The sequence below is a fragment of the Streptomyces sp. NPDC086549 genome, from assembly GCF_044746205.1.
Lineage (GTDB): Bacteria > Actinomycetota > Actinomycetes > Streptomycetales > Streptomycetaceae > Streptomyces.
Genome location: NZ_JBIVBS010000029.1, coordinates 49,886 through 70,950, shown reverse-complemented (window position 1 = coordinate 70,950; position 21,065 = coordinate 49,886). Strand labels below are relative to the sequence as shown.

16 protein-coding genes are annotated in these 21,065 nt (G+C 69.5%); 13 read left to right on the top strand and 3 right to left on the bottom strand.

The genetic code is table 11. From position 1 onward, the window contains the following. Positions 1-163: 163 nt before the first annotated feature. From ACIPSA_RS47560 to ACIPSA_RS47545, 4 genes are all read left to right on the top strand, one after another. The gene (locus ACIPSA_RS47560; RefSeq protein ID WP_402647570.1) at positions 164-643 is read left to right on the top strand and encodes a MarR family transcriptional regulator; all 480 of its coding nucleotides are present in this window, start codon (positions 164-166) and stop codon (positions 641-643) included. Further along, on the top strand, positions 643-966 hold the full coding sequence (locus ACIPSA_RS47555) for a replication initiation protein, RepL2 (RefSeq protein WP_402647567.1): 324 nt from the start codon (positions 643-645) through the stop codon (positions 964-966). Before ACIPSA_RS47560 ends, ACIPSA_RS47555 begins: the two co-directional genes overlap by 1 nt. Before the next feature lie 249 nt (positions 967-1,215). Beyond that, complete coding sequence (locus ACIPSA_RS47550) at positions 1,216-1,875, top strand: ParA family protein (RefSeq protein ID WP_402647564.1); 660 nt, start codon at positions 1,216-1,218, stop codon at positions 1,873-1,875. Next, positions 1,875-3,029 (top strand): ParB/RepB/Spo0J family partition protein, encoded by a 1,155-nt coding sequence (locus ACIPSA_RS47545; protein ID WP_402647576.1) that lies wholly within the window; start codon positions 1,875-1,877, stop codon positions 3,027-3,029. Before ACIPSA_RS47550 ends, ACIPSA_RS47545 begins: the two co-directional genes overlap by 1 nt. 774 nt (positions 3,030-3,803) lie before the next feature. Here ACIPSA_RS47545 and ACIPSA_RS47540 read toward each other — a convergent pair. Then, entirely contained in the window at positions 3,804-4,985 is a 1,182-nt protein-coding gene (locus ACIPSA_RS47540; protein ID WP_402647562.1) for a hypothetical protein, read from the bottom strand. Positions 4,986-5,899: 914 nt separating this feature from the next. Between ACIPSA_RS47540 and mobF the strand changes: the two genes are divergently transcribed. After that, the gene (gene mobF / locus ACIPSA_RS47535; protein WP_402647559.1) at positions 5,900-9,832 is read left to right on the top strand and encodes a MobF family relaxase; all 3,933 of its coding nucleotides are present in this window, start codon (positions 5,900-5,902) and stop codon (positions 9,830-9,832) included. Between the two features lie 39 nt (positions 9,833-9,871). Here the strand turns inward: mobF and ACIPSA_RS47530 are convergent, their stop codons facing one another. Together ACIPSA_RS47530 and ACIPSA_RS47525 are read right to left on the bottom strand one after the other, a co-directional pair. Beyond that, complete coding sequence (locus tag ACIPSA_RS47530; RefSeq protein ID WP_402647556.1) at positions 9,872-10,429, bottom strand: hypothetical protein; 558 nt, start codon at positions 10,427-10,429, stop codon at positions 9,872-9,874. A gap of 29 nt (positions 10,430-10,458) precedes the next feature. Then, positions 10,459-11,550, bottom strand: a complete 1,092-nt coding sequence (locus tag ACIPSA_RS47525; RefSeq protein ID WP_402647553.1) for an NlpC/P60 family protein — start codon at positions 11,548-11,550, stop codon at positions 10,459-10,461. A 587-nt stretch (positions 11,551-12,137) separates the two neighbouring features. Here ACIPSA_RS47525 and ACIPSA_RS47520 point away from each other — a divergent pair. From ACIPSA_RS47520 to ACIPSA_RS47485, 8 genes are read left to right on the top strand one after another with little or no spacing between them, the layout of a single operon-like run. Beyond that, positions 12,138-12,683, top strand: coding sequence for a hypothetical protein (locus tag ACIPSA_RS47520; RefSeq protein ID WP_402647550.1), 546 nt, complete (start codon positions 12,138-12,140; stop codon positions 12,681-12,683). 14 nt (positions 12,684-12,697) lie between these two features. Continuing rightward, a complete protein-coding gene (locus ACIPSA_RS47515) occupies positions 12,698-13,030 on the top strand; it encodes a hypothetical protein (RefSeq protein ID WP_402647547.1) in 333 nt (110 codons plus the stop codon). 10 nt (positions 13,031-13,040) lie between these two features. After that, complete coding sequence (locus ACIPSA_RS47510) at positions 13,041-13,805, top strand: hypothetical protein (protein ID WP_402647544.1); 765 nt, start codon at positions 13,041-13,043, stop codon at positions 13,803-13,805. Continuing rightward, positions 13,795-15,726 (top strand): hypothetical protein, encoded by a 1,932-nt coding sequence (locus ACIPSA_RS47505; protein ID WP_402647542.1) that lies wholly within the window; start codon positions 13,795-13,797, stop codon positions 15,724-15,726. Before ACIPSA_RS47510 ends, ACIPSA_RS47505 begins: the two co-directional genes overlap by 11 nt. A 3-nt stretch (positions 15,727-15,729) precedes the next feature. Next, complete coding sequence (locus tag ACIPSA_RS47500; RefSeq protein ID WP_402647541.1) at positions 15,730-17,259, top strand: SCO6880 family protein; 1,530 nt, start codon at positions 15,730-15,732, stop codon at positions 17,257-17,259. Beyond that, positions 17,259-18,815, top strand: coding sequence for a type VI secretion protein (locus ACIPSA_RS47495; protein WP_402647539.1), 1,557 nt, complete (start codon positions 17,259-17,261; stop codon positions 18,813-18,815). Before ACIPSA_RS47500 ends, ACIPSA_RS47495 begins: the two co-directional genes overlap by 1 nt. Beyond that, the gene (locus ACIPSA_RS47490) at positions 18,816-20,546 is read left to right on the top strand and encodes a type IV secretory system conjugative DNA transfer family protein (RefSeq protein ID WP_402647537.1); all 1,731 of its coding nucleotides are present in this window, start codon (positions 18,816-18,818) and stop codon (positions 20,544-20,546) included. Further along, the gene (locus ACIPSA_RS47485) at positions 20,539-21,057 is read left to right on the top strand and encodes a hypothetical protein (RefSeq protein ID WP_402647535.1); all 519 of its coding nucleotides are present in this window, start codon (positions 20,539-20,541) and stop codon (positions 21,055-21,057) included. Before ACIPSA_RS47490 ends, ACIPSA_RS47485 begins: the two co-directional genes overlap by 8 nt. Positions 21,058-21,065: the final 8 nt, after the last annotated feature.

Genomic DNA, 21,065 nt, shown 5'->3' with positions numbered 1-21,065 from the left:
GAGTCGGATCGCTTAGCTAGATGCACATGTGCTCGCAGCCCATCGATCCGATTCCGCAGCCGGATCGCTTAGCAATGTGGTAATGCTCTTCCTGGTAAGTGAGCCGCTCCCCGAGTCTGATCGCTTACCGAACATCGCATCGACCGAGAGAGTTGGCTGTCACATGGCAGAGCAAGCGCGGAGGATCCTCGCGCTGGTCGACCAGGACACAGGCGAGGTCGAGGAGGTACAGCGCGCCAACTATGCCTTCGACGGCGCCCACATCAACGTGGGCATCCGCAAGGGCCGCGAGCTGGCCTCCGCAGCTTCGGGCCTGACCGACCGGGAGTTCCGCGTACTCGTCTGGTACTGGTTCGCCACGGAGACCAGCGAAGAAGCCATCCTGCGAACGGGTGCAGATATCGCGACAGAGCTCGGCATGAGCCCCGACGCTCTGTCAAGAGTGGTGAAAGTGCTCAAACAGGCCCGCCTGCTGGTGGAGGCGGGCGGGCTGGGGCGGACCACCTTCTACAGGTGCACGCCCTACCTTGCCTTCATCGGCACCGGTTTCGCACACCGGGAAGCGGTGAAGGACTGGAACCCACCGGAGCTCAAGGTGCGCGAGCCCCGTGACCGGCGGCGCCGGACGAAGGACGAGGCCTGATGAGGATTCACGATTCGGAAGACGTTCAGTACCTGCTCAAGAAGACCGGGCGCGTACTCAACCCCAACCAGCGGATCGTCGTGATGCTGTACGCCTCCTCGGATCAACGGCCGGACGGCACAGTGATGATCAAGGCGAGCGAGCTGGCCGCCACAGCGGGGATGACGCCACCGGTGTTGTCCCGCACTCGGAAAGAACTGGTCACAGCCGGCTGGATGGAAGAAACCGGCAGCGTCGGCAGCGTGAAACTGTACCGACTCGCCCCAGCCGTGTTCGAGGACCGAGGCCCCGCCGGACGGCACCTGCGCGCCGTCGGCAGCTAGAGGTCCGTATGGCGAAGTGACCCGACTCCCGAGTCGGATCACTTCGCCATACGGGGGTCCTGACCCGACTTGACGTGGCCGGTCACGCCAGCCCGATCTCCTTGACCTGGGCCGCTCGCGGTTTACCGCGGTAAACCGACGGCCTCTATGTCTGAATTGCCTGAGTCGCCACAAGCGGCCTGGCAGGCTTCTGCAATGATGCTCCATGCCCGCAGTACCGGAACATACGGGAAGCATACGGAGCATCAGATGCAAGCTGCTGTCTACGTCGTATCCATCGACCCACAGGCCTCCACAGTCTGGTGGGCGAACAGGATCACCGACCTACCCTTCGACTTCTCCCAGGAGCACGAGACTCCGGAGAACCTCGCCGTCCTCAAGGACACCGGCGCAAGGGTCGTCGTCATCGCCAACCAAAAAGGCGGCGTCGGCAAGACCACCGTCACCCTCAACCTCGGCGCCGTCGTCGCTGACGTCCTCAAGGGCTCAGGCCGGCTTCAGTACGTCTTCATCGACACCCCCGGCAGCCTCCAGGACGAAAACCTTCTCCTCGAAGCCCTGAAGTACGCCCACGAAGTCATCGTCCCGCTGCCGCCCGAACCGCTCGCCTTCGACCCGACCGCCCGCACCATTGCCAAGGTCATCGAACCCACCGGGCTGCCCTACCGGGTCCTTGTCAACAACTGGGACCCCCGTGACGGCAAGGCCGACCTCGAAGAGACCCGCGACTACATCAAGGCACAGGGCTGGCCCAGCCTGGAGACGGTGATAAGGCGCTACAAGGTCCACACCCGGGCCTCCGTAGAAGGCAAGGTCGTCACCCAGTACGACGAGAACCGGCCCTCCTACAAGGCCCGTGAGGACTTCTACCGCCTCGCCATCGAACTCGGCTACGGGGGAGGCCGGTGATGGCGGGCCGCCGTACCAGCCTGGCCTCACTTGCCGGCGCCAAGGTCGAAGACGTCCCCGGCCGCAGCGACGCCGTCCTGATGTCATTGCCCCTGGACAAACTGCACTGCACCCGATTCAACCCGCGCCGCAACTTCGGCACCGATGAGGAGCTGCGCGAGTTCGGGGAGAAGCTGAAGAAGGAACAGCTGCAGCCGGCGGTCGTGGTCTCTCGCGCTGCCTACCTGAAGCTGTGGCCGAGCGAGGCCGACCGCGTGGGCCTCGCTTCGTACGTCATTGCCAACGGGGAGCGGCGCTACCGCGCTTCACGTCTCACCGGCCGGCCGACTCTTGAAGTCGTCCACCGCGAAGACGTCGCCAAAGACCGTGCCACCTTCCTCGACGCGGTGCAGTCGGAGAACAACGACCGGCAGGACCTCGATCCCATCGAACGGGCCATCGCGATCGAGACGATGGTCACCGAACTCGGCGGCGCCGACCAGGTCGCCACCTACTACGGCAAGACCAAGGGCTGGGTCAGCCAGCAACGCAAGCTGCTCAAACTCGCCCCCGAACTGCAGGACCTCGTCGGCGTAGGCGAGATGCCCGTCCGAGTCGCCCGGGACATCGCCGGTCTGCCGCCCGAGGCGCAGTCTGCAGCCTGGAGTGAGCACCTTGAACGGCGGCGCCTGGAGAAGGAAGCCGGGGCTCGACTCCGGGCCCAGGCAGCCAACCCGCCCGAGCCGCTCAACTCTGCCCCAATGCCGACCACACCCCCGACTTCAGAGACCACCCGGTTTACCGCGGTAAACCACGATCCAGCTCAGGCACCCACCGGCTCGATCACGGAGCCGACCACGGAGGTCCGGTTTACCGCGGTAAACCGGCAGCCCGAGCAGCCGCAGACCACTACCGCGGTACATGCGCCTGCTGACCCGCCCACCCCGGACATGCCAGCCCAGAAGCCGGGAGCACTGCCGGACAGCATCCCCGAGCCACGGGACGCCTCACCGGAAGACGGACTCACGGACGGGCCTGGGCTGAAGCTGTTCCCGTACCACGACGGCCTGGAGGCTGCTTATTTGCTCCTCCGCAAGATGCCGCCGGAGGAACGGGCCAAGGTGTACGACAGGCTGGGCAAGGACCAGCAGACGCAGGCGGCACGCGTCGACTGAGCCAGAACAGGACGGCCCCGCTTTCCCCACTTGTGCAGTGGGAAAGCGGGGCCGTCCCGTGATCAGGGGGTCCTCCCGTGCTTGCGCCCCTGGCCTGGTGGCCGTGTCCCTGGTGCTGGCCGGTTGTCGGGCGGTCCCTCCCTTGTGGCACCCGAGTGCGGGTCAGTGCGGCTCTGTCAAGGGAACAGTGGCGAGGCCGCCGTGCGGGCAGCCGACGTACTGGTCGCCTGGGAGCCTGACTCAGCCGTGAGGTACGACAAGAGGGAGGCCGCAGAGGGGACTCGGCGGCCTTCCTGCTTTTGCCCGAGAAGGGCCAGGCTTCGAACTGGTGCCTCCGGCGGGCGCCGGGCCTGCCCAAGGGGGAGGGGGCAGTGTGCCGGGTGCAGGCAGGTGGGTGGCTGGGGTTGCGGGGGTGGGGGGGGGCTCCCCTCGGCTGTCCGGGCACCCTTCGGGCTACCACCGAACCTGCGGGAGCCGCCAGGACAAGCCGCTTCGCGGTCGCGCAAGCGCGATCCTGGCAGCCCCCACAGCCCCGGTGGTATGGCGGAGCTGCCCGGCCAACCGAGGGGAGCCCCCACCCACCGGGTGGGATGTGGCGGAGGCCCGCCGCCTGTCCGACGACGACAGCACTCGCGAGTCCGCCCCGCGCCCGCAGGGCGCTCTAGGGGGCGGCTCCAGCCGCTTGCGCCTGTCCCTTTTCGCGCCTCGCGGCCCGCCTGTGGCGGGCCGCGAGGGTGGGATGGTGGTGTGCCGGGCCCGGCACACTGCCGGGTGTTACAGCCTGGGGAACAGTGCCCGCGCGGCCGTCGGGTGGAGGTGGAGCCTACGGAGATAGTCCGCCTGGAACGCGCTTCGGGCCGCGATCTCGTCCACGCGCATGTCCCCCACCCCCTTCTTGGTCTTCACTATGACTCCGTCGATGATGCTGATTCCCGCGCCTCCGAGGTCGGAGAACACATTGATGCGCAGGTGCAGGTACAACTGCCCTTCCTGCTCGGTGATGGTGACCGCGTAGGCCAGATCGGCCAGCGGGTAGACGTGCGTGGCCCGGGACCGGGCGAGCGGCCCGCCGTCCAGGATTTCCGGGCGCAGTGCCCGAAGGTAGTGGGCGAGCGCTGCGCGGGTGGCGGCGCGGAGCGGTACGTCGATGTCCTCCGGCTCGAACTCCCGGACGGCGGGCCGCTGCCACACCCCGGACTCGCCGGTGGCACAGGCGCGGATGATCTCGTCGTACATCGTCCGCAGCTTGCGGTGAATGTAGACGATATCAGCGTGGAAGTGCGGGTTGGCGAGGCTTTCCCACCCCTGCGGCAGCAGGAACTGCGCCGTAGCGGTGGCCGTGGGGGTGGAGAGCGCCGGGACGGGCTGGAGCACCCGCAGGGCGTCACGGTCCACGACGTCCGCACTCACCAGGGCACCCAGGACGGATGCCTCTTCCACGATCCGGCGGGACCGGAGCGTGGAGAGTCGTCCCGCCCGCGTGGCCCTCGCCGCGACCTCTGCGCGCTCCTTGTGCGTCCGCCCCACGAAGTGGGCGTGGAACCGCTTCTCCCCCTGGATGGATTCACGGTCCAGGGTGTTCGGGTCGTAGCTCCACGAGACCACGGGGCTCAGCTCGTAGTCGCGGCAGTGCTCGGCGAAGCGCGCCGCGACCACTCCGAGGGCCGTGGCGAACTCGGGCGAGTGGTCGTGCAGTCCGGGCCGGTGCGCGGTCCCGGCGGACATGAGCATGAGTTCGTACAGGGCGTGCGGCGACCTCTTGTCGGTCAGCGCGTACCCCTCATCGGGCGAGACGTTGATGTGCGCGTGGACCTTGGTCCACCCGTAGACCTCGTTCACGGTCCCCATCCGCTGAACACCGTTCACGTAGCCCGGGTAGCCCTTGGCGGCCAGCGAGTCGACCACGCGGACGTCCCTGCGCCGGTCCTCCAGCGCCGACGGCAACAACTGGGTCATCAGGTTCCCTTCCTTCGGTGATGTTGGTCGCCGGTCGGGGTGTGCCGCCCCTTCCGACATGACTAACTTTACAGCATCTCAGCTCATTCTTCTACTCAAAACCCCAGGTCAGACAGGGTTTTTGGCTTCCTCGCAAAACCGCCCCCCGGTTGACGGACGCCGGTGGGGGCGGCAGCAGCGGGCCACAGAGAGGGCAAGGACACCCCTGCGGGGCGGCAGCCTCATCGGCCGGATCACTCCGTGACCCGGCGCGGCCTCCTTCGGCGGCCGGAGAAAGGACACGCCTGCCGGCGCGACAGCTCCATCTGGCCCCTTCGGGGCCGGGTCCGCTGACGCGGACCGAGCCGAGCCGGTCCGGAAGGGGCAATGCCACCACCGGGCTGCGGCACGGCGCTGGCCGGCCGCCCTCCTCCTCCGTCGGCCAGCATGGACCACCTACGGCGGACGCACTTTCGGGGCGCCGCCGGCGCGGCTCCCACGATCCATGCAAGCCCTATCAAACGACGCACCCTTCGGGGCGGCTGCCAACGTGGTCCGCCGGTGCCGACGCTCCGCTCCGTCCGTGGTCCGGCGGACCAGGGACCGTGGACGCGCCCTACGGCACGGCAGCCCTTCACAGCCCATCTGTAAGGCGCCTCGGGAAGCAGGACCCGCTGTGTCGGGGTTTCACACCACTGCTCGCAGTTCCCAGCCCTGACATTCCGGATCTTCGACGCAGCCGACGCTGTCAACCCCATCTCGTGAGCCTCTTCGAGGATCGCGCTTCACACAGGCATCAGCCTGGCTGATCGTCAATCACCCACGGAGAGACGGCTGTTTCGTTAAGATTATGATCGGATGGACAAAGGTACGTCCCCTACGGGGACGCACGCGGCCCTCGGCCGCGAAAGACGGGGGAAGGGGGACGGCGGTCGATGGCCTGGCTCACCGGGATCGTGGACGACGAGCAGGTCGAGTACCGCCTCACCGGCCATTCCGGTTGCTACGTCCAGCAGGACGGCGAAGGCCTCACCGGGCAGACCGCAGCCGCCGCCGGCGACCAGGTCGACTACCGCATGGACGCCGCCGAGGACGGCACGCTCGTGTGGATCGGCGAGGGCCTCGCCGCGGTCGGCCAGACCCCCGGAGCGGTCCTCGACGAGGCCGGCAAGCAGGCCGCCCGCGCGCTGACCAACGGCGTCCACCCCCTCACCGGCGAGCAACTGGTCCGCCCCGAGCTGCGCGCACACCCGCGCGCCAAGCTGGCCGGCGCCCGGCTCGTCGAGGCGATCGAGGCGACCGCCGACGCCGCCGGATACGAGGCGGCCGACCTGTTCGCCGGCAAGCCCAAGCAGGCGAAGAAGTGGACGACGCTCGCCCGGATGGTGCACCAGAAGGGCGAACGGCACCGGCTCCAGGTCGACTCCCTGCACCGCATCGCCCGCGCGGCCGGGCTCGCCCTGGAGGACATCTACGACGCCGACGAGCTCGCCGAGGCCCGCGCCCACGAGGGCGAGCGGGTCAGCGTCCGCATCCGCGCCTACGACGTCGTCGCCGACCTGCCCAAGAGCGACTCCGCCCTGTGGGCGCTGCTCGCCGAGCAGCACGAAAAGGAGTTCCGCGACCTGGTCCACCAGGCCAAGCGGGAGACCTTCGCCGAGCTGGAGCAGTGGATCGGCTACGGCCTGGCGAGCGAGGACGGCAAGCTCCACCGCATCGCCACCGGCGGACTGCTCGGCTGGAGCGTCGAGCACCAGTCCGCCCGCCCGGTCGACGACACCCCCGGCGACCCCCACCTGCACGTCCACATCGTGATCGTCAACATGGCCCGCTGCGAGGACGGCCAGTGGCGGGCCATCGCCAACGGCGGCATGGACCTGCACCGTCACGTACGCGCGTTCGACGCCCTGTTCAAGGGGCGGGTGCGGGCACTGGCCCACGAGCGGTTCGGCGTGCGCTACGCCCGCTCGCCGCGCACCGGCGCCTGGGAGGTCGAGGGCATCCCCGAGCCGTTGCGCGACCACTACTCACGCCGCGCCGCCCAAGTCGACGCCATCGTCGGCGCCGACGCCAGCCGTGAAGAAAAGCTGCGGGCGTCGGCCGAGACCCGGCACGCCAAGCACGACACCGGCGTCCTGGACCTGCGCGCCGGCTGGCGCCAACGGGCCGAGGACCTCGGATACGACGTCGACGCGATGGTCGCGGCCGCCGCTCCCGGCCCGCCCGGACCCGACGGGCCGCTCGCCGTGGACGGTCCCGACGGCCCGCACACCCCCTCCCCCGAGCAGATCGCCGCCGAGGTCTTCCACCCGCAGCACGGGCTGACCGCGTTCGACAAAGAGTTCTCCAACGCACAGCTGCTCGCCCGGGTCGCCGACGCCTGCCCGTTCGGCCTGCCCGCCTCCAAGCTGGAAGGCCTTGCGGAGCGGGTGCTCGCGGTCCGCGGATACGTCAAGGCGCTGCCGCCGCGCGGCTCGCAGCTGATGGCGCACGCCGAGCGGTACACCACCCTCGACATCCTGCAGGCCGAGCAGACCATCGTGGACCAGGCCCGGGTTCGCCACGCCGACGGCTCCGCCCGCCTGAGCCAGGATCAGGCGGCGGCCGCCATCTCGGTGTTCGAGGTGGCGGCCGGATTCTCACTGGCCGCCGAGCAGCGACGCGTGGTGGATCGGCTGCTGACCGGCGGGCACGGCGTGGACGCCGTCATCGGCGTCGCGGGATCCGGCAAGACGAGCCTGATGGAGGCCTGCCGGATCGGCTGGGACGCGACCGGCCTGACCTACGCCGGCGCCTCCCTGTCCGCGGTCGCTGCGCAGAACCTGTACGAGGGCTCCGGCATCCCCTCCCGCACCGTCGCCGCGTGGCTGCAGCACATCCACGACGGCACCGGCCTGACCGGTATCGACGTCCTGGTCCTGGACGAGGCCGCGATGACGGACGACCGGTCCATGGCGGTGCTGCTGACCGAGGCCGCCCGCACCGGCACCAAGGTCATCGCGGTCGGTGACCCGCAGCAGCTGCAGGCGATCGGCCCCGGCGGCGGCTTCGCCGAAGTCCACCGCCTGGTAGGCGGCGAGACCCTCACCGTCAACCGACGCCAGAAGGACGCGGGCGAGCGGGCCGCCCTGGAGATCTGGCGCACCGGCGCCCGCGAGCAGGCCCTGAACCTACTGGCCGACCGCGGCCGCATCCACGCCACCGACAGCGCCGACGACGCCCGCCGCGGCATCCTCACCGCCTGGAACGAGGCTCGCGCCCGCCACGCCGACGCGTACGACATGCTCGACAACCTCGTCGTGCTGGCCGCCCGCAACAGTGACGCGGCCCTGCTGAACGTCGGAGCGCAGACCCTGCGCCGGGCGGCCGGCGAACTCGGCCACAGCCACCGCTACGCCCTGCCCGGCGGTGACCACCTCACCCTGGCCGTCGGCGACGTCGTCCGGGTGCGCACCAACGACTACCGCTCGCGCCGCGACACCGGCCCCGACGTCCTCAACGGCTACCGCGCCGTGGTCACCGACATCGCCGACGACCACCGGGTCCAGATCACCTGGCGGCGCAAGAACCCCGACGGCACGTCCCGCACATCCCAGGCCTGGCTGACCCCCGGCCAGATCACCGCCGGAGCCCTCTCCCTGGGCTACGCGATGACCATCGCCGCCTCCCAGGGCCTGACCACCGACACCGCCCTCGTCTACGGGCTGGGCGCGAACGCGTACGCCCTCTACCCCGGCATCACCCGCGCCAAGGAGGCCAACCACCTGTGGCTGCCCGCCGCAGCCCTCGAGGACCCCGAAACCCGCGCCCGGCTGGGCGAGCCCCGCGACGAGGCCGAACTCCTCGAACGCGCCCTGCAGGCGTACACCGTGCTGCTGCGCCAGGACCGCGCCGACGCCATGGTCAGCGACCAATTGCGCGCCGCCCCCGAGCCCGTGGCCCTGCCCACGCCCGCCGCCGACGAACCCGGCTTCCCCGCCTGGAACGACCACGACGTCCGCCCATACGGGGCCCTGGCCTCCGGACAGCTTCAGGCACGGCTCGCCAAGGCACTCCGCGCAGCCGCCACCACCGAGCACGCCGCCGACGAACAGAACCGCCAAGCCCGCGAACTGGCGGCCGCCGCGGCCGAACAACCCAGCGCCGGGCAGCGCACCGCCCAGGCCGCGGCCGCCGTCCTCGCCGCGGCCGACCAACTGGCCGCACAGGCCGAGCAGGAGACCGGCACCGCCCGCCACGCCGCGACCGTGGCCGAGCAGGCCAAGGGCATCAAGGAGCGCATCGAGGCGGCCGCCGCCCGCGGCCGGATCGCCCTGCGGCTGGCCGGTACCTCCCGCGCCGAACAGCAGGCACTGCTCGCCCAGTACACGCGGCAGATGACCGACGCCTACGACGAGCAGCAGCGCGCCGAACGCGTGGCCGTCACCACCCGGCAACAGGCCTGGCAGACGTTGCGCACTTCCCCTTACGCCGAGGCCTTCCGCGCCCAGGGCGCGCTCGGCGAGGCCCCCACCGACCCGACGGCCCTGCGACAGCAGATCGCCGCGATGCACGCCCATCTGCCCACCCTGGCCATGCAGATCGACACCGCCCACGCCGAAGAAGCCCAGCACGCCCGCCACGAGGCCGTCGAGCTGCGCGCCAAGGCCCGAGACCTGCGAACGACCGCCGAGCAGCTCCAGGTCGAGCAGCAGCTGCGCCAGCAGATCAGCGCGCAGGCCCCCAGGCGGCACGCGGCCGAGGAGGCGGCTCGCGACGCCGCGCTGCAGCAAGAGCGGCGGCACAGCGCCGTGCGCGCCCGCCAGGCCCCGGAACCCCAGCGCCAATTTCCGCAGCAGCACCCGAGGGGCGGCATCCGCGCCGGCTGACCGCAGGGCGAACGAGCCGGCCAGCGGGGCGACGCGGAATCAGGCGCTGTTCAGCTGCGCTGGCGTCGGGGCGGAGGGCAGGGCGAGGGAGTACAGGCGCTCACGGATGCGGCGCACGATGTGGGAATCGGCGCCGTGGATGTCAGTGGCGATCGTCAGCAGTTCGGCGCCCAGCCGCTGCCGGTCCGCTTCCGGGGGCATGGCCCGCCACAGGCTGTAGGCACGGCGGGTGGCCTCCTCGACGTCCGGATGGCCGGGGCCCTGCACGGTGACCCGGAGCTGCACAGCGTGCAGGTACCAGGCCAGCCCCGCAGCCTGATCGGCCATCAGGGCAGCGAGATAGCCGCGCACTTCGCGCACCTGGACGGTGTGCAGATGAACCTCGCCGTACTCGGCGGTGACGTCCTCGTCGAGCTGGGCGGCCAGCGCGGCCGCGTCCTCCATGCGACCGCCCTGGGCGACCTCCGCGACCTTGACCAGGCGGGCCCGTAGGGTCTCGGGTGCCAGGCTCCGTGCGGTGATGGCCGTACCGAGAGCGGATGTGTCCCAGAACGCCGGCGTCACGGTGCCCCAGGGGCGGTAGAGCGGCTCGGACATGGACGATCTCCCCTGCAGTGGTACGAGGTTCACCAGTCCACCACACGGCGGACGGCGGTGATGCGGGTCATGTAGCTCGTGGAGTTGCGCCAGCTGCTGTAGGTGACGATCCGAGTCTTCAGCCCTGTACGTGGGGCCTCGATGAGCATTCCGTCGCCGATGTACATGGCCACATGCCCGGGACTGGCGTCAGAGCCGTCGGAGCCCGGATTGAAGACGAGGTCACCAGGCTTGGGGTGGTCGATGTCGACCTGCTTTCCGACGTTGACCTGGTCGTAGGTGACGCGCGGGATGTCGACGCCGGCCGCCTTGTAGGCCTGTTGCATCAGAGAGGAACAGTCGCACCAACGGGCAGGGTCCTTGCCGTGCGCGTCGGTGCAGTCACCGCCGAGGTGGTACCAGCCGCCGCGCTGCTTCAGGGCCCAGGCGACGGCGACGCGAACCTGTTGGGGGGTGCCGTCGGGCAGTTCGTACCCGGCCGGGAGCGTGCCGTCCGCGCTCGCCGCGGGCGCGGAGAACCGGACCGACATGGCCATGATGTTCTGCACGTAGTCGTACGTCTGCCCGCCGGCGAAGCTGCGCGGCGGTACCCCGCGGAACTCCTCGACGCGTTGGAAACCGGCGTTGTAGCCGGCCAGCGCGAGCTCGATCGGGGCCCCGTTGTAGTCGGGATGTTGCTTGGCTTTCTTGAGCAGGTAGCACATGAATTTGCCCTGCGCCGGGATGGCGTCCTCGGGATCGAGGACGTCCTTCTTGCCGTCCCCGTTGCCGTCGACCCCCCAGGTCTTCCAAGTGCCGGGTATGAACTGGGCTATGCCCTGAGCGCCGGCGCCGCTCGGGGGTGGATTCGGGTTGAAGCCGCTCTCCTGCATGAGCTGGGCCGCCAGCACGCCCGGTGACAGCCCGGGGCAGTCGGAGGCCGCCTGCATGATGAGCGGGGCGTACTCGGAAGGAACCCCGCCCTTGCCTATGCGCAGGCCCCCGAGCGGGTTGCCGACATTGCTGTCGTCGTCGTTGAACGTCGCGACCAGCAGCACCAGGCTCACGCCGAGCGCGACAGGCGTCATGACGAGCCCGATGGCTGCGGCCAACAACAGCCGTTTGACGCCCTTGCCCCTCATGCGATCCCCCTACTGACCTGCATTCAGATTTGCTCCCTCAAACCTGAAATCCGAACCTCGGCATGGGAACCGGTGTCCGAATATGTGCGTGATGATGAGTGACAGTACGCCATCGCTGCATCTGAGGGGGCGGGTGATACTCCCTTGCTGGACACGCCAGTTGGCCCTGTAAGGTTCCCGTCAGAGGCTGTTGATGGCATGGACGCGCAATAATTGGCTTGCGCAAATGCCCAAATGACCGTACGGGGGGAATGGTGGGCAAACAGCCTGTTTCTGTTCCGACGCTGCCCGCAGGAGCACGGCTTCTGGTGCCTGTGATGGCTGCCACCGGTGGCAGCGGTCGTACTACCGTCGCGAGCCTGCTGGCCGCCGGACTTGCGGCAAGCGGTTCCTCCGTGGTCTTGGACCTCGCGCCGCGCCTGTCCTCGCCCTGGCCCGTCCGGGTCGCTGAGCAGAGAGTGGGTGGCCTGGCCGCCCTACCGCCTGATGAGCCCTTGACCCGCAGTGCCGTTCAGCAGGCCTGCGCAGTCAACACAGGTGCAAACGACGCCCGTTGGCAGGTGCTGTCCGATGGCCGGGAATGGCACATGCAACCGCTCGCGTTGCCCGAGCCGCCGGCCGCCTGGTACCAGCTCGCTGCGATCGGAGGCTGGCAGGCCGTCATCGCCGACACCGTGCACCCGCTCGCCCATGACATCCTTGCCGCCCGCTGCTCCGACGAGTTGGGCCAGACTCGCGGCTGGTACGAGCTCCCGTGCTCGGTTCCCGTACTGTGCGCGGCAGCGACCGCCGACGGTATCCAGGCATTGCAGCAGGCTGTGATGGCGCTGCACGCCGAAGGCCTGCCTCTGAACCGTACCGTCGTCGTCCTGGTCGCCACCGGTGACGGCCGCCCACCGGCCCCCGTACGGGCCGGAGCCACCATGCTCACCGCGCGTACAGCCGCCGTAGTGCACCTGCCGTACGACCCGCACATCCGGGCGCATGGCCTGATGGCCGCCCGCCTGCGTACCCGCACGCGCCAGGCGGCCGCCCAGATCACAGGGGCCGTTCTCGCCGCGGCGCACGCCGCCTGGGGCCAGCCCCTGCCGGACGCGCCGCAGCCCGCTCCGCTCCCCTCACCTGCCCTTTGACGAGGAAATCGGATATGAGCCAGATCCTGACCACCCTGCACACCGTCGCTACGGCCCCCCACTGGCACACCCTCGCCGATGGTCCGGTGCCCGGAGTCACGCCCCAGATGCCCAAGGACGTCAACAAGCCCGTGCAGACGATCCTGAACTGGACCGCCGGGCTCGGTCTGGCCGGAGCAGTGCTCGGCGGACTCCTCGGCTGGGCCGCAGTGGCCGTCGGTCACAACAGCGAGCGTGCCGCCCTCGCCGCGCGTGGCAAGCAGGCCATCCTCTGGAGCCTGTTCGGCGCCGGTGGCATCGGCGTCACCGCTGCGCTCGTCACCACCTTCTACAACATGAGCAACTGAGGCAGGCGTGGTGAGCAACAGCAAGACCAACAAGGCCCGGCTCACGCTCGCCGCGCTCGGCGTCCTCGTGGTCGGCGCGCTGGTGGGCGGAGGTGTGACGGCAGCCACGTTGCTCGGGGGCGACGACTCCAAGTCCGGCAAGGCGTCGCCCGCGCCGACCACGGCCAAGCCGTCACCAACGTCCGGGGGTCAGCAGGCAGCGATGACCCCGGACAAAGCGCGCAAACTCGTTTTGGAGAAGCCGACCGGACAGAAGGAAGGCCTCTCCGTCGGCTTCTCGAAGGGGCCCGTAGGAGCGATCTCCACAGCGGTCTACTTCTGGGAGGAGTACGCCTTCCTCGACGATCAGAAGGCCCGTCAGCAACTGGGAGCGATCGTCTCTCCGGACGCGTCCGGCTACGTCGACGACCAAGTCTCCGAGGTGCGCAAACTGCGTGAGCAGGTTGGCCTTCCGCCGTCCGGCGGCACTCCGGCCGGGATCACCTTCAGCACGACCGTCAACGCTGTCCGGGCGACCTCCCTGGCTGGAACCGACGGGAAGGTCGTGCAGATCTGGATGAACTACGACCGCTACGCCACGAAGGCCGACGGCAGCCCTGACGGCGACCCGTTCAAGGATCAGGACTCGGACCTGCTGCTGAAGTGGCAGGACGGCGCCTGGAAGATCACGAACGAGCCCCAGTACTGGAAGAAGCGTTCCTTTGCGCATTCCTACTTCCCGGACGCCCACGCCTCCTGGTTGGACGGCTGGCAGCAGGTGAGGCATGCAGACTGACCGCCCGACCCGCCTGACGCGCCTCGTCGTCCTGCTGACAGCCGTACTGCTGTGCTTCGGCACCAACCTGGGAACGGCCCCGGCAGCGTTAGCAAAGGACGACCCGAAGTACCACCTTGGCTACGGACCGGACAGCGGCAAGCAATGTCCGGTGGATTTCAGTGGTGGCGCACCCTGTGGCATCGACAAGCAGGGCCACTACTGCATCTACGACCTGATCAACGACGACGACATCTGCCGCATGCCGGAGGCCGGCGAGCAACCGGGCACGGTGGGGGAGTGCGAGAACGCCGGCGGTGACAAGTCGCCGGATTGCGACGACAAGACCTGGCAAGCGCTCGAGAAGAAGAAGCTGGATAAATGGCGCAAGGCCAACCAGCAGGCGGTCAGGGAAGGCAACCTCTCTCAGGCCGACTACGACAAGTGGAACACCTTCCTGACGGACTGTCTCGACAAGAACAAGGGATGGTCCTTCCAGACCTGCAATGAGGCCGCGTACAAGAAGTACGGGCCGATAGGCGGGCAGACGCTCGCCGACTGGGTTGGCAAGAAGATCAGCGAGCTGGCGCGGGATGCGCTGGAGGAGGCCGCTCAGTACATCGGCAACGCCGTGCTGTGGCTGCTGGAGAAGTTCGCCGACGTCTTCACCAAGGCCTCGGTCATCAACCTGGACAGCACCGGAATCGCCCAGCCGACAGGCATCGCCATGGCACTGTCGGTCGTCATCGCTGTGTTCCTGCTGCTCCTGCAGTTCGGCAAGGTCGCCATCAGCCACCAGGGCGGACCTGCAGCCACGGCGATCTCCGGCTTGGCCAAATGGGCGGTCATCCTCTCCGCGTACTGGACCGTCACCACCACCGCGCTGCAGTTCTCCGACCAGCTCTCCGACTGGATCGTCAACTACAGCTTCCACAGCCACAACAGCGCGGCCCACGGGGCGGCGAGCGACGCACTGAAGGCCAAGTTCGGCGAGATGTTCGCGGGGCTGATCGGCAGCGGGGGCGCCGCCACAGCCGGCGGGGCGCTGATCACGGGCCAGGGTGTCGCCGCGTCCGCGGTCGCCGTGGTCATCGTCATCGGCATCGTGTGCATCCTGGCCATCGGCGCCCTGTGGATCGAGATACTGTTGCGCCAGGCTGGCATCATGATTCTGCTGTCCACCATGCCGATCGTGCTGGTCGGGCAGATGTCGGACGCCACCAAGGACTGGTGGCCCAAGGCCCGCGACGCACTGCTCGCGCTGATTCTGATGAAGCCGATGATCGTGTTCTGCTTCGCGATCGGCTTCTTCGCCATCGACCAGGGCCAGGGCGTGCAGAACATGCTCGTAGGTCTGCTGATCTTCCTGATGGCTTGCTTCTGCTGGCCCGCCATCGCCAAGTTCATGACGTTCTCCTCACTGGGTGCCGGCGCCGCCATGGCTGGCGGGCTGATCAGCTCCCTCGGCTCGTCGGCCGCTTCAATGGGCGGCGGCTACCGGCCCCAGCTCGGCGGGGCGGGCGCAGTCGGCGGTGGTCCCGCGTATACCCGGGCCTTGGAGCGGGACAACGCGCAGACCCAGGCGAGCGGGGCCAACACCCAAGGCGGCGGGGGCTTTTGGACCAACGAGTCGCTCAGGGCCCGTCTGAGGGGGCCCGGCGGCCGCCTCGGTACCCGTGTGGCTGGGCCGCTCGGCCTGGGTCTGCAGGTCATGGCCATGGGCAAGGACACGCTGGAGTCCGGTATGGCCAACACCGCCGCGCACGCCGGTCTTGACTCCGCGTCCCCCGGCGGCCGCCACGTGGTCATCCCGCCGCGCGGCCCGGACACCGCAGGCTTGCCGCCCGCCGCCCAAGAGCGCGCTCCGCAGCCGCGCCCGGACACCTCACCAGTGATCACAGGCCCGCCTAATACCGACATCCCGTCGTCGAGGGAGGGATAGCCCATGTCCGGTTCCACCCCCGTCACCTACGGCGGATGGCAGTCCGAACGCAGCGGGTTCATGGGCCGGCTGTCCGGGCCCGGTTTCGCCCTGGTTGTAGGCGGCTGCGTACTGCTGCTCACTCCGCTCAACCTGGGCAGCTGGACCGCTGCGTTCGTCTGTGTGCCGCTGGCCGCCCTGTTGTTCGTTCTCGCCTTCGGGCGGGTGCTGGGTCTTAGCGCCGACGAATGGATCCTTCTCGCAGTAAGGCATCAGATCAACGTGGCCACCAGGCGCAACATCTTCCAGTCAGGGGCCTTCGCCCCCCGCTCCAAGACGACTGGGCAGCAGCCGATGGATCTGCCGGGGGTGCTGGCCCGGCTGCGTTTCCTGGAGGCCCCGGACGGCCTCGGCGGCACCCTGGGCGTTTCCCACGATCCAGTCGCGAACACCTACACCGCAGTCGCCCGGATCACCTTCCCTGGCCTGGCGCTCGTCGACAGCGACCGGCAGACCGCGCGGGTCGCCGCCTGGGCGGGCTTGCTGCGCAGCTTCTGCACCGAGGACTCGCCGATCGTCCGGATTGCCGTGCACCAGCGCTGCCTGCCCGACGACGGCGCTGCGCTGCGCTCGTGGACCGACCGGCACTTGGCGCCGGACGCCCCAAAGGAGGCCGTCGCCGCGCTGACGGAGCTGATGGAGGGCGCGGGTCCGGCCGCCACCACCCGCGAGACGTACCTTTCCATCACCCTGTCCGCGGCCAAGGCCAGGCTGGCCATCAAGGGCGCCGGCGGCGGTCAGGTCGGCGCGGCCGCGGTCCTGGTACGCGAGTTGCACGCCATGCACGGCGCCCTGTCCTCGGCGAGCCTGCAGGTCGTCGAGTGGCTCGCCCCCCGGGCCCTGGCCCAGGTGGTGCGCACCGCATACGACCCGGAGGCACAGCTGATGCTCGCCACCCGCAACGCCGCCGCCCAGGCGCCGGATTGGCAGGGCTTGGAGCCCGGTGTGGCATCGGAGCTGGCGGGCCCAGCCCATGCGGAGACCGACTGGGGCGTCTACCGCCACGACGGCGCGTGGACCGTCTCCTACCAGGTGCGGACCTGGCCGCAGGCGGACGTCTACGCCACCTTCCTGCAGCCACTGCTCAGGCCCCGGCAGAACGCCCGCCGCAGCTTGAGCATCGTCTACGAGCCGATCGGGCCGCGCCGGGCCCGCCAGGACCTCGCCCGTGAGAAGGCCAGGCGGGAGTCCGCCCGCAAGCTGCGCGCCAAGACCGGTCAGGACGAGTCGGCCGACGAGCTGCTCGAAGCGCAGAAGGCCAGGGCACAGGACGTCGCCCGCGCCTCCGGACAAGGCGTGGTGCGGCTGACCGCGCTCCTCGCCGTCACCGTCACTGACCTGGGCGAGCTGGAAACCGCCTGCGCCGAGTTGCAGGCGGATGCGGCCGCCTCCGGGCTGGAACTGCGCCGCATGTGGGGGACCCAGGACGTTGGCTTCGCGGCCGCCGCGCTGCCGCTGGGGCAGGGGCTGCCGGACCGGAGGATCGGATTCTGATGCCGCTGCTGTTCAAGCGCCGCGACGCCGGCGACACGGTATTGAAGGAGTCCGCGTTCGGCCAGGCCCCCGGCCAGGCCGAACGGCCCGTCGAGGCGCTGCCGCCCGCACCGAGCATCCGCGACCAGCGCCGCGCGCGGCTGCTCGAAGACCCCGACACAGTCATGCGGATCGCCCCGAAGAAGGGCTGGGCGCACCCGGACGCGGGTCGGGCCGCGTCACTGCCTCGCGTTGAGGTTGTGCGCGCCGACACCGCCAACGCCGCCGGAGCGTACCCATTCCTGCACGCCGCGTCCCTTCCGCCGGTCGGGGCCTACATCGGGCAGAACACCCTGACCACCGAGGCGTTCTCCGCGCACCCCGCGGCGTGGGTCAGGGAAGGGCTCTGCACCAACCCGAACGTGATGATCACCGGGATCCCCGGTTCCGGTAAGTCCGCGCACATCAAGGCCCTGTGTTTCCGGCTGATGGCCTTCGGCCACCGAACCCTCATCGCAGGCGATGTGAAGGGTGAGTACGCCGCCCTGTGCCGCCACCTGGGGGTGGAGCCTGTCCGGCTCGGCCCCGGACTGCCCGGCCGCGTCAACCCGCTGGACGCCGGACCGCTCGGACAGGGCCTGGACAAGATCAAGGACCCGGGTGAGCTGCGGAACCGGCTGCGGGAGATCCACCGCCGTCGGCTGACCCTGCTCAAGGCCTTGTTGGAGTTGCAGCTGCGCCGCACCCTGCTGCCGCAGGAGGAAGAGGCCCTCGACGTCGCGGTGCGCGAGGTCACCGGCGAACTGCACGGGCAGACCCGGCTGGAGACGCCCACACTGCCGCTCGTCTACGACAAACTACGCGACCCAACTGACGCCATGGCCGCCGAGCTGCGCGTACGCGACGGCGAGGTACAGCGGGCACGCGAGCAGATGGAATCCATTCGTTCCGCCCTCGGCGCCATGGTCAACGGGCACGTGACCGGTCTTTTCGACGATCAGACCAGCATCGGCCTGGACTGGGACGCGCCGATCCAGAGCGTCGACATCTCCGCCCTTGAGCAGTACGGCGACGAAACCGTGGCCATGGTGCTCACATGCGTCTCCAGCTGGGCTCAGGCGGCGATCGACCGGCCCGGCAATCGGCCGTGGATCGTGGTGCGCGACGAGCTGTGGCGGCAGATGCGGTCCGGCGGCGCCTCCCAGGTCAAGAAGATCGACGCCGACCTCCGGTTGTCCCGTGCGACCGGCACCATCCAGATCCTCGCCACCCACCGCCTGAGCGACTTCGAGGGCGTCGGCGCCGCTGGCTCCGAGGCCGTCAACATTGCCAAGGACCTCATTTCCAGCTGCGAGACCCGTATCCAGCTCGCTCAGGACACCCGCCCCCTGCGCCTGACCCGTGAGGCGATCGGCCTCACGGACGCCGAGTGCGACCTGATCGGTAGTTGGGGCGCCGGACAGCGCGGCAGGGCCTTGTGGAAGGTCGGCCGCGGTGGCGGCAGCCACGCCGTGCAGCTGGTGCTTTCCCATACCGAGGAACAGCTCTTCGAGACCGACGAGAAGATGGTGATCTAGGTGGCCGGGAAACCCACCGGCGGCGGGCTCGACGACAGCACCCTGCTTGCCGCCTACGCCGCAGGTCTCGCCGTGGCATTGGGCGGGGCGGTGCTGCTGGCCGCCCCGCTCGCCGCCCTCCTGTCGGGCCGAGGCTGGGCCCACGCGACGGCCGGCGTCCCGGAAACCGTGCTGCGCGCCCTGGTCAACGGCCCCGGCGCGGTGTTCTCTCCCGCCCCACCCGCCTGGCTGTTCTACCTGCTGACTGTGGCGCTGCTGCTGACGTTCTTCCTGCTGCTGCTCAAGGCCGTCACCAAGCTGAACTTCGGCAGCCATACCGGTGGCGCCCAGTGGGGCGGTGCGAAGGTCGAACGCAAGCTCAAGGCCCCGCAAGACCCGAAGCTGCGGGCCAACCGCATCACCGCCGGCCGCGGCATGAACACCAAGAAGATCGTGGCCGCCCAGCCCAACATCAGCGCCACGGTGTTCGGGGTGCCCGGCTCCTCCAAGACCACCGGGCTGGTGCTGCCCAACGCCGCCGAATGGCAGGGCCCGCTGGTCGTGACCACCACCAAGGCCGCCGACCTCGACATCATCTACGCCCGCCGCCGCGCCGTGGGCCCGGTCTGGGTGATCGCCCCGGCCGGGATCCCGGGACGGGCGACCAACAAGTGGTCCCCGGTGGAGTACTGCACCGACGCCAAGGCCGCCGACCGCATGGCCGCCTGGATGGCCGAGGCCTCCGCCTCCAGCGACGACAAGCGCGCCGCCCCCTGGATCGACCAGGCCAAGAGCGTGCTCAAGGGCGTCCTGCTGGCCGCCAACCTCTCCGGCGGCGGTATCAACGCCATGCGCCGCTGGCTTTCCCTCGGCAAGGACGCCGTCGACCACGTCCGCTCCGTGCTGCAGCAGCACGGCTACACCGAGGTCGCCGACGACTACGCCTCCCCCTGGCTGCGCCTTCACGAAGACGGCATCGGCTCCATTCAGTTCAGCCTCAACGTCCTCGCGCGCGTCTACGCCGACGAGGAGGTCCGCGAGACCTGCGCCGGCACCGACTTCACCGTCGAGGACCTGCTGACCCTGAACGGCACCGTGTGCCTGATCGCCTCCGAGGCAGACGCCGAACGGTTCGCCCCGCTGCTGACCTCGATCATCGCCTCGATCATCCACGGCGCCGAGGTCGCCTACAACGCCACCGGCAAGCCCCTCGACCCCGGCCTCGGCGTGCTCGTCGACGAGGCGGGCAACATGCTGCGCTACCCCCGCCTGCCCAACATCCTCACCACCGGCCGCGGCATGGGCATCACCCTGCTGACCGTGTGGCACGACCTGTCCCAGCTGCGCGACCGGCTTGGCGTGCAGAAGGCCAACACCGTACTGTCCGCCTCCGGCCTGCGCATGCTGCTGCCCGGCTGCGGCGACCTGGAGACACTGCGCTACTTCTCCGGCCTGTACGGCCGCACCGAGATCCTGCGCACCTCGCATGGCCGCTCCCGCGGTGAGTTCTCCAGCAACACCTCGCCCACCGAAACCGATCTCGCGCCTGTCCACTCCCTGCAGCAGCTGAAGGAGTTCACCGCGATTGCCCAGTACTCCAACCAGGCCCCGATCAAGGTGAAGATGCGGCTGACCTTCCGCGACCGCGACCTCAAGCGGCTGCTGGAGGCTCCCCCGCTGATGCCCGAGGCCCTGACCCTGAGCCTGGATAAGGCCGTGACGCCTTCGGCCGGAGGGGCCAGCCGTGGCTGATTCCCTCGACAACCCGGCCTCACTGTGGCCCGCCGACCCGCCCGCGCAGACCACACCGCCGCAGCCGCGTCGCTGGGTGTGGTCGGCCATGTCCCCGCCCGAGCGCCGTGCCCGGCTGCGCGAGCTGCGCACCTGGGTGGAGTGGCTGCGCCACACCGCCGAGCTGCACAACGAGATCCCGCCCTGCTGGTACCAGCACCGGTGGGTGCGGGAGATGCTCACCGCCCTTTACCTGGGCTGGCTGCGCACCTACGAGGGCGAGAAGACCCCGGGGCGCGAGCTCGCCGAGGCCGAGTGGATCAACACGGTGCACGCGTTCAAGCCGTACATGAAGCTGCCCGCCTGTGTCAGTGGCCACCAGGACCCGCCTCTGCCGCCTCCGCCGAACCCGCAGGCCGACCAGGAGTGGGAGCTGTACCTGGCCACCTCCGCCGACACCACGGACAAGGCGAATCACCCGGCCGAGGCCGAGGTGCGGCGGATGGCCGCCGAGTTGGACCCGCCGCTGTAGACAGCGGC

Bases quoted from the DNA above. Each gene is read 5' to 3' on its own strand.
- ACIPSA_RS47520 (WP_402647550.1), top strand. From the start codon at position 12,138: ATGCAACCGCTCGCGTTGCCCGAGCCGCCGGCCGCCTGGTACCAGCTC.
- ACIPSA_RS47505 (WP_402647542.1), top strand. From the start codon at position 13,795: ATGCAGACTGACCGCCCGACCCGCCTGACGCGCCTCGTCGTCCTGCTG.
- ACIPSA_RS47525 (WP_402647553.1), bottom strand. From the start codon at position 11,550: ATGAGGGGCAAGGGCGTCAAACGGCTGTTGTTGGCCGCAGCCATCGGG.
- ACIPSA_RS47540 (WP_402647562.1), bottom strand. From the start codon at position 4,985: ATGACCCAGTTGTTGCCGTCGGCGCTGGAGGACCGGCGCAGGGACGTC.
- ACIPSA_RS47555 (WP_402647567.1), top strand. From the start codon at position 643: ATGAGGATTCACGATTCGGAAGACGTTCAGTACCTGCTCAAGAAGACC.
- mobF (WP_402647559.1), top strand. From the start codon at position 5,900: ATGGCCTGGCTCACCGGGATCGTGGACGACGAGCAGGTCGAGTACCGC.
- ACIPSA_RS47545 (WP_402647576.1), top strand. From the start codon at position 1,875: ATGGCGGGCCGCCGTACCAGCCTGGCCTCACTTGCCGGCGCCAAGGTC.
- ACIPSA_RS47515 (WP_402647547.1), top strand. From the start codon at position 12,698: ATGAGCCAGATCCTGACCACCCTGCACACCGTCGCTACGGCCCCCCAC.
- ACIPSA_RS47500 (WP_402647541.1), top strand. From the start codon at position 15,730: ATGTCCGGTTCCACCCCCGTCACCTACGGCGGATGGCAGTCCGAACGC.
- ACIPSA_RS47560 (WP_402647570.1), top strand. From the start codon at position 164: ATGGCAGAGCAAGCGCGGAGGATCCTCGCGCTGGTCGACCAGGACACA.
- ACIPSA_RS47530 (WP_402647556.1), bottom strand. From the start codon at position 10,429: ATGTCCGAGCCGCTCTACCGCCCCTGGGGCACCGTGACGCCGGCGTTC.
- ACIPSA_RS47550 (WP_402647564.1), top strand. From the start codon at position 1,216: ATGCAAGCTGCTGTCTACGTCGTATCCATCGACCCACAGGCCTCCACA.
- ACIPSA_RS47495 (WP_402647539.1), top strand. From the start codon at position 17,259: ATGCCGCTGCTGTTCAAGCGCCGCGACGCCGGCGACACGGTATTGAAG.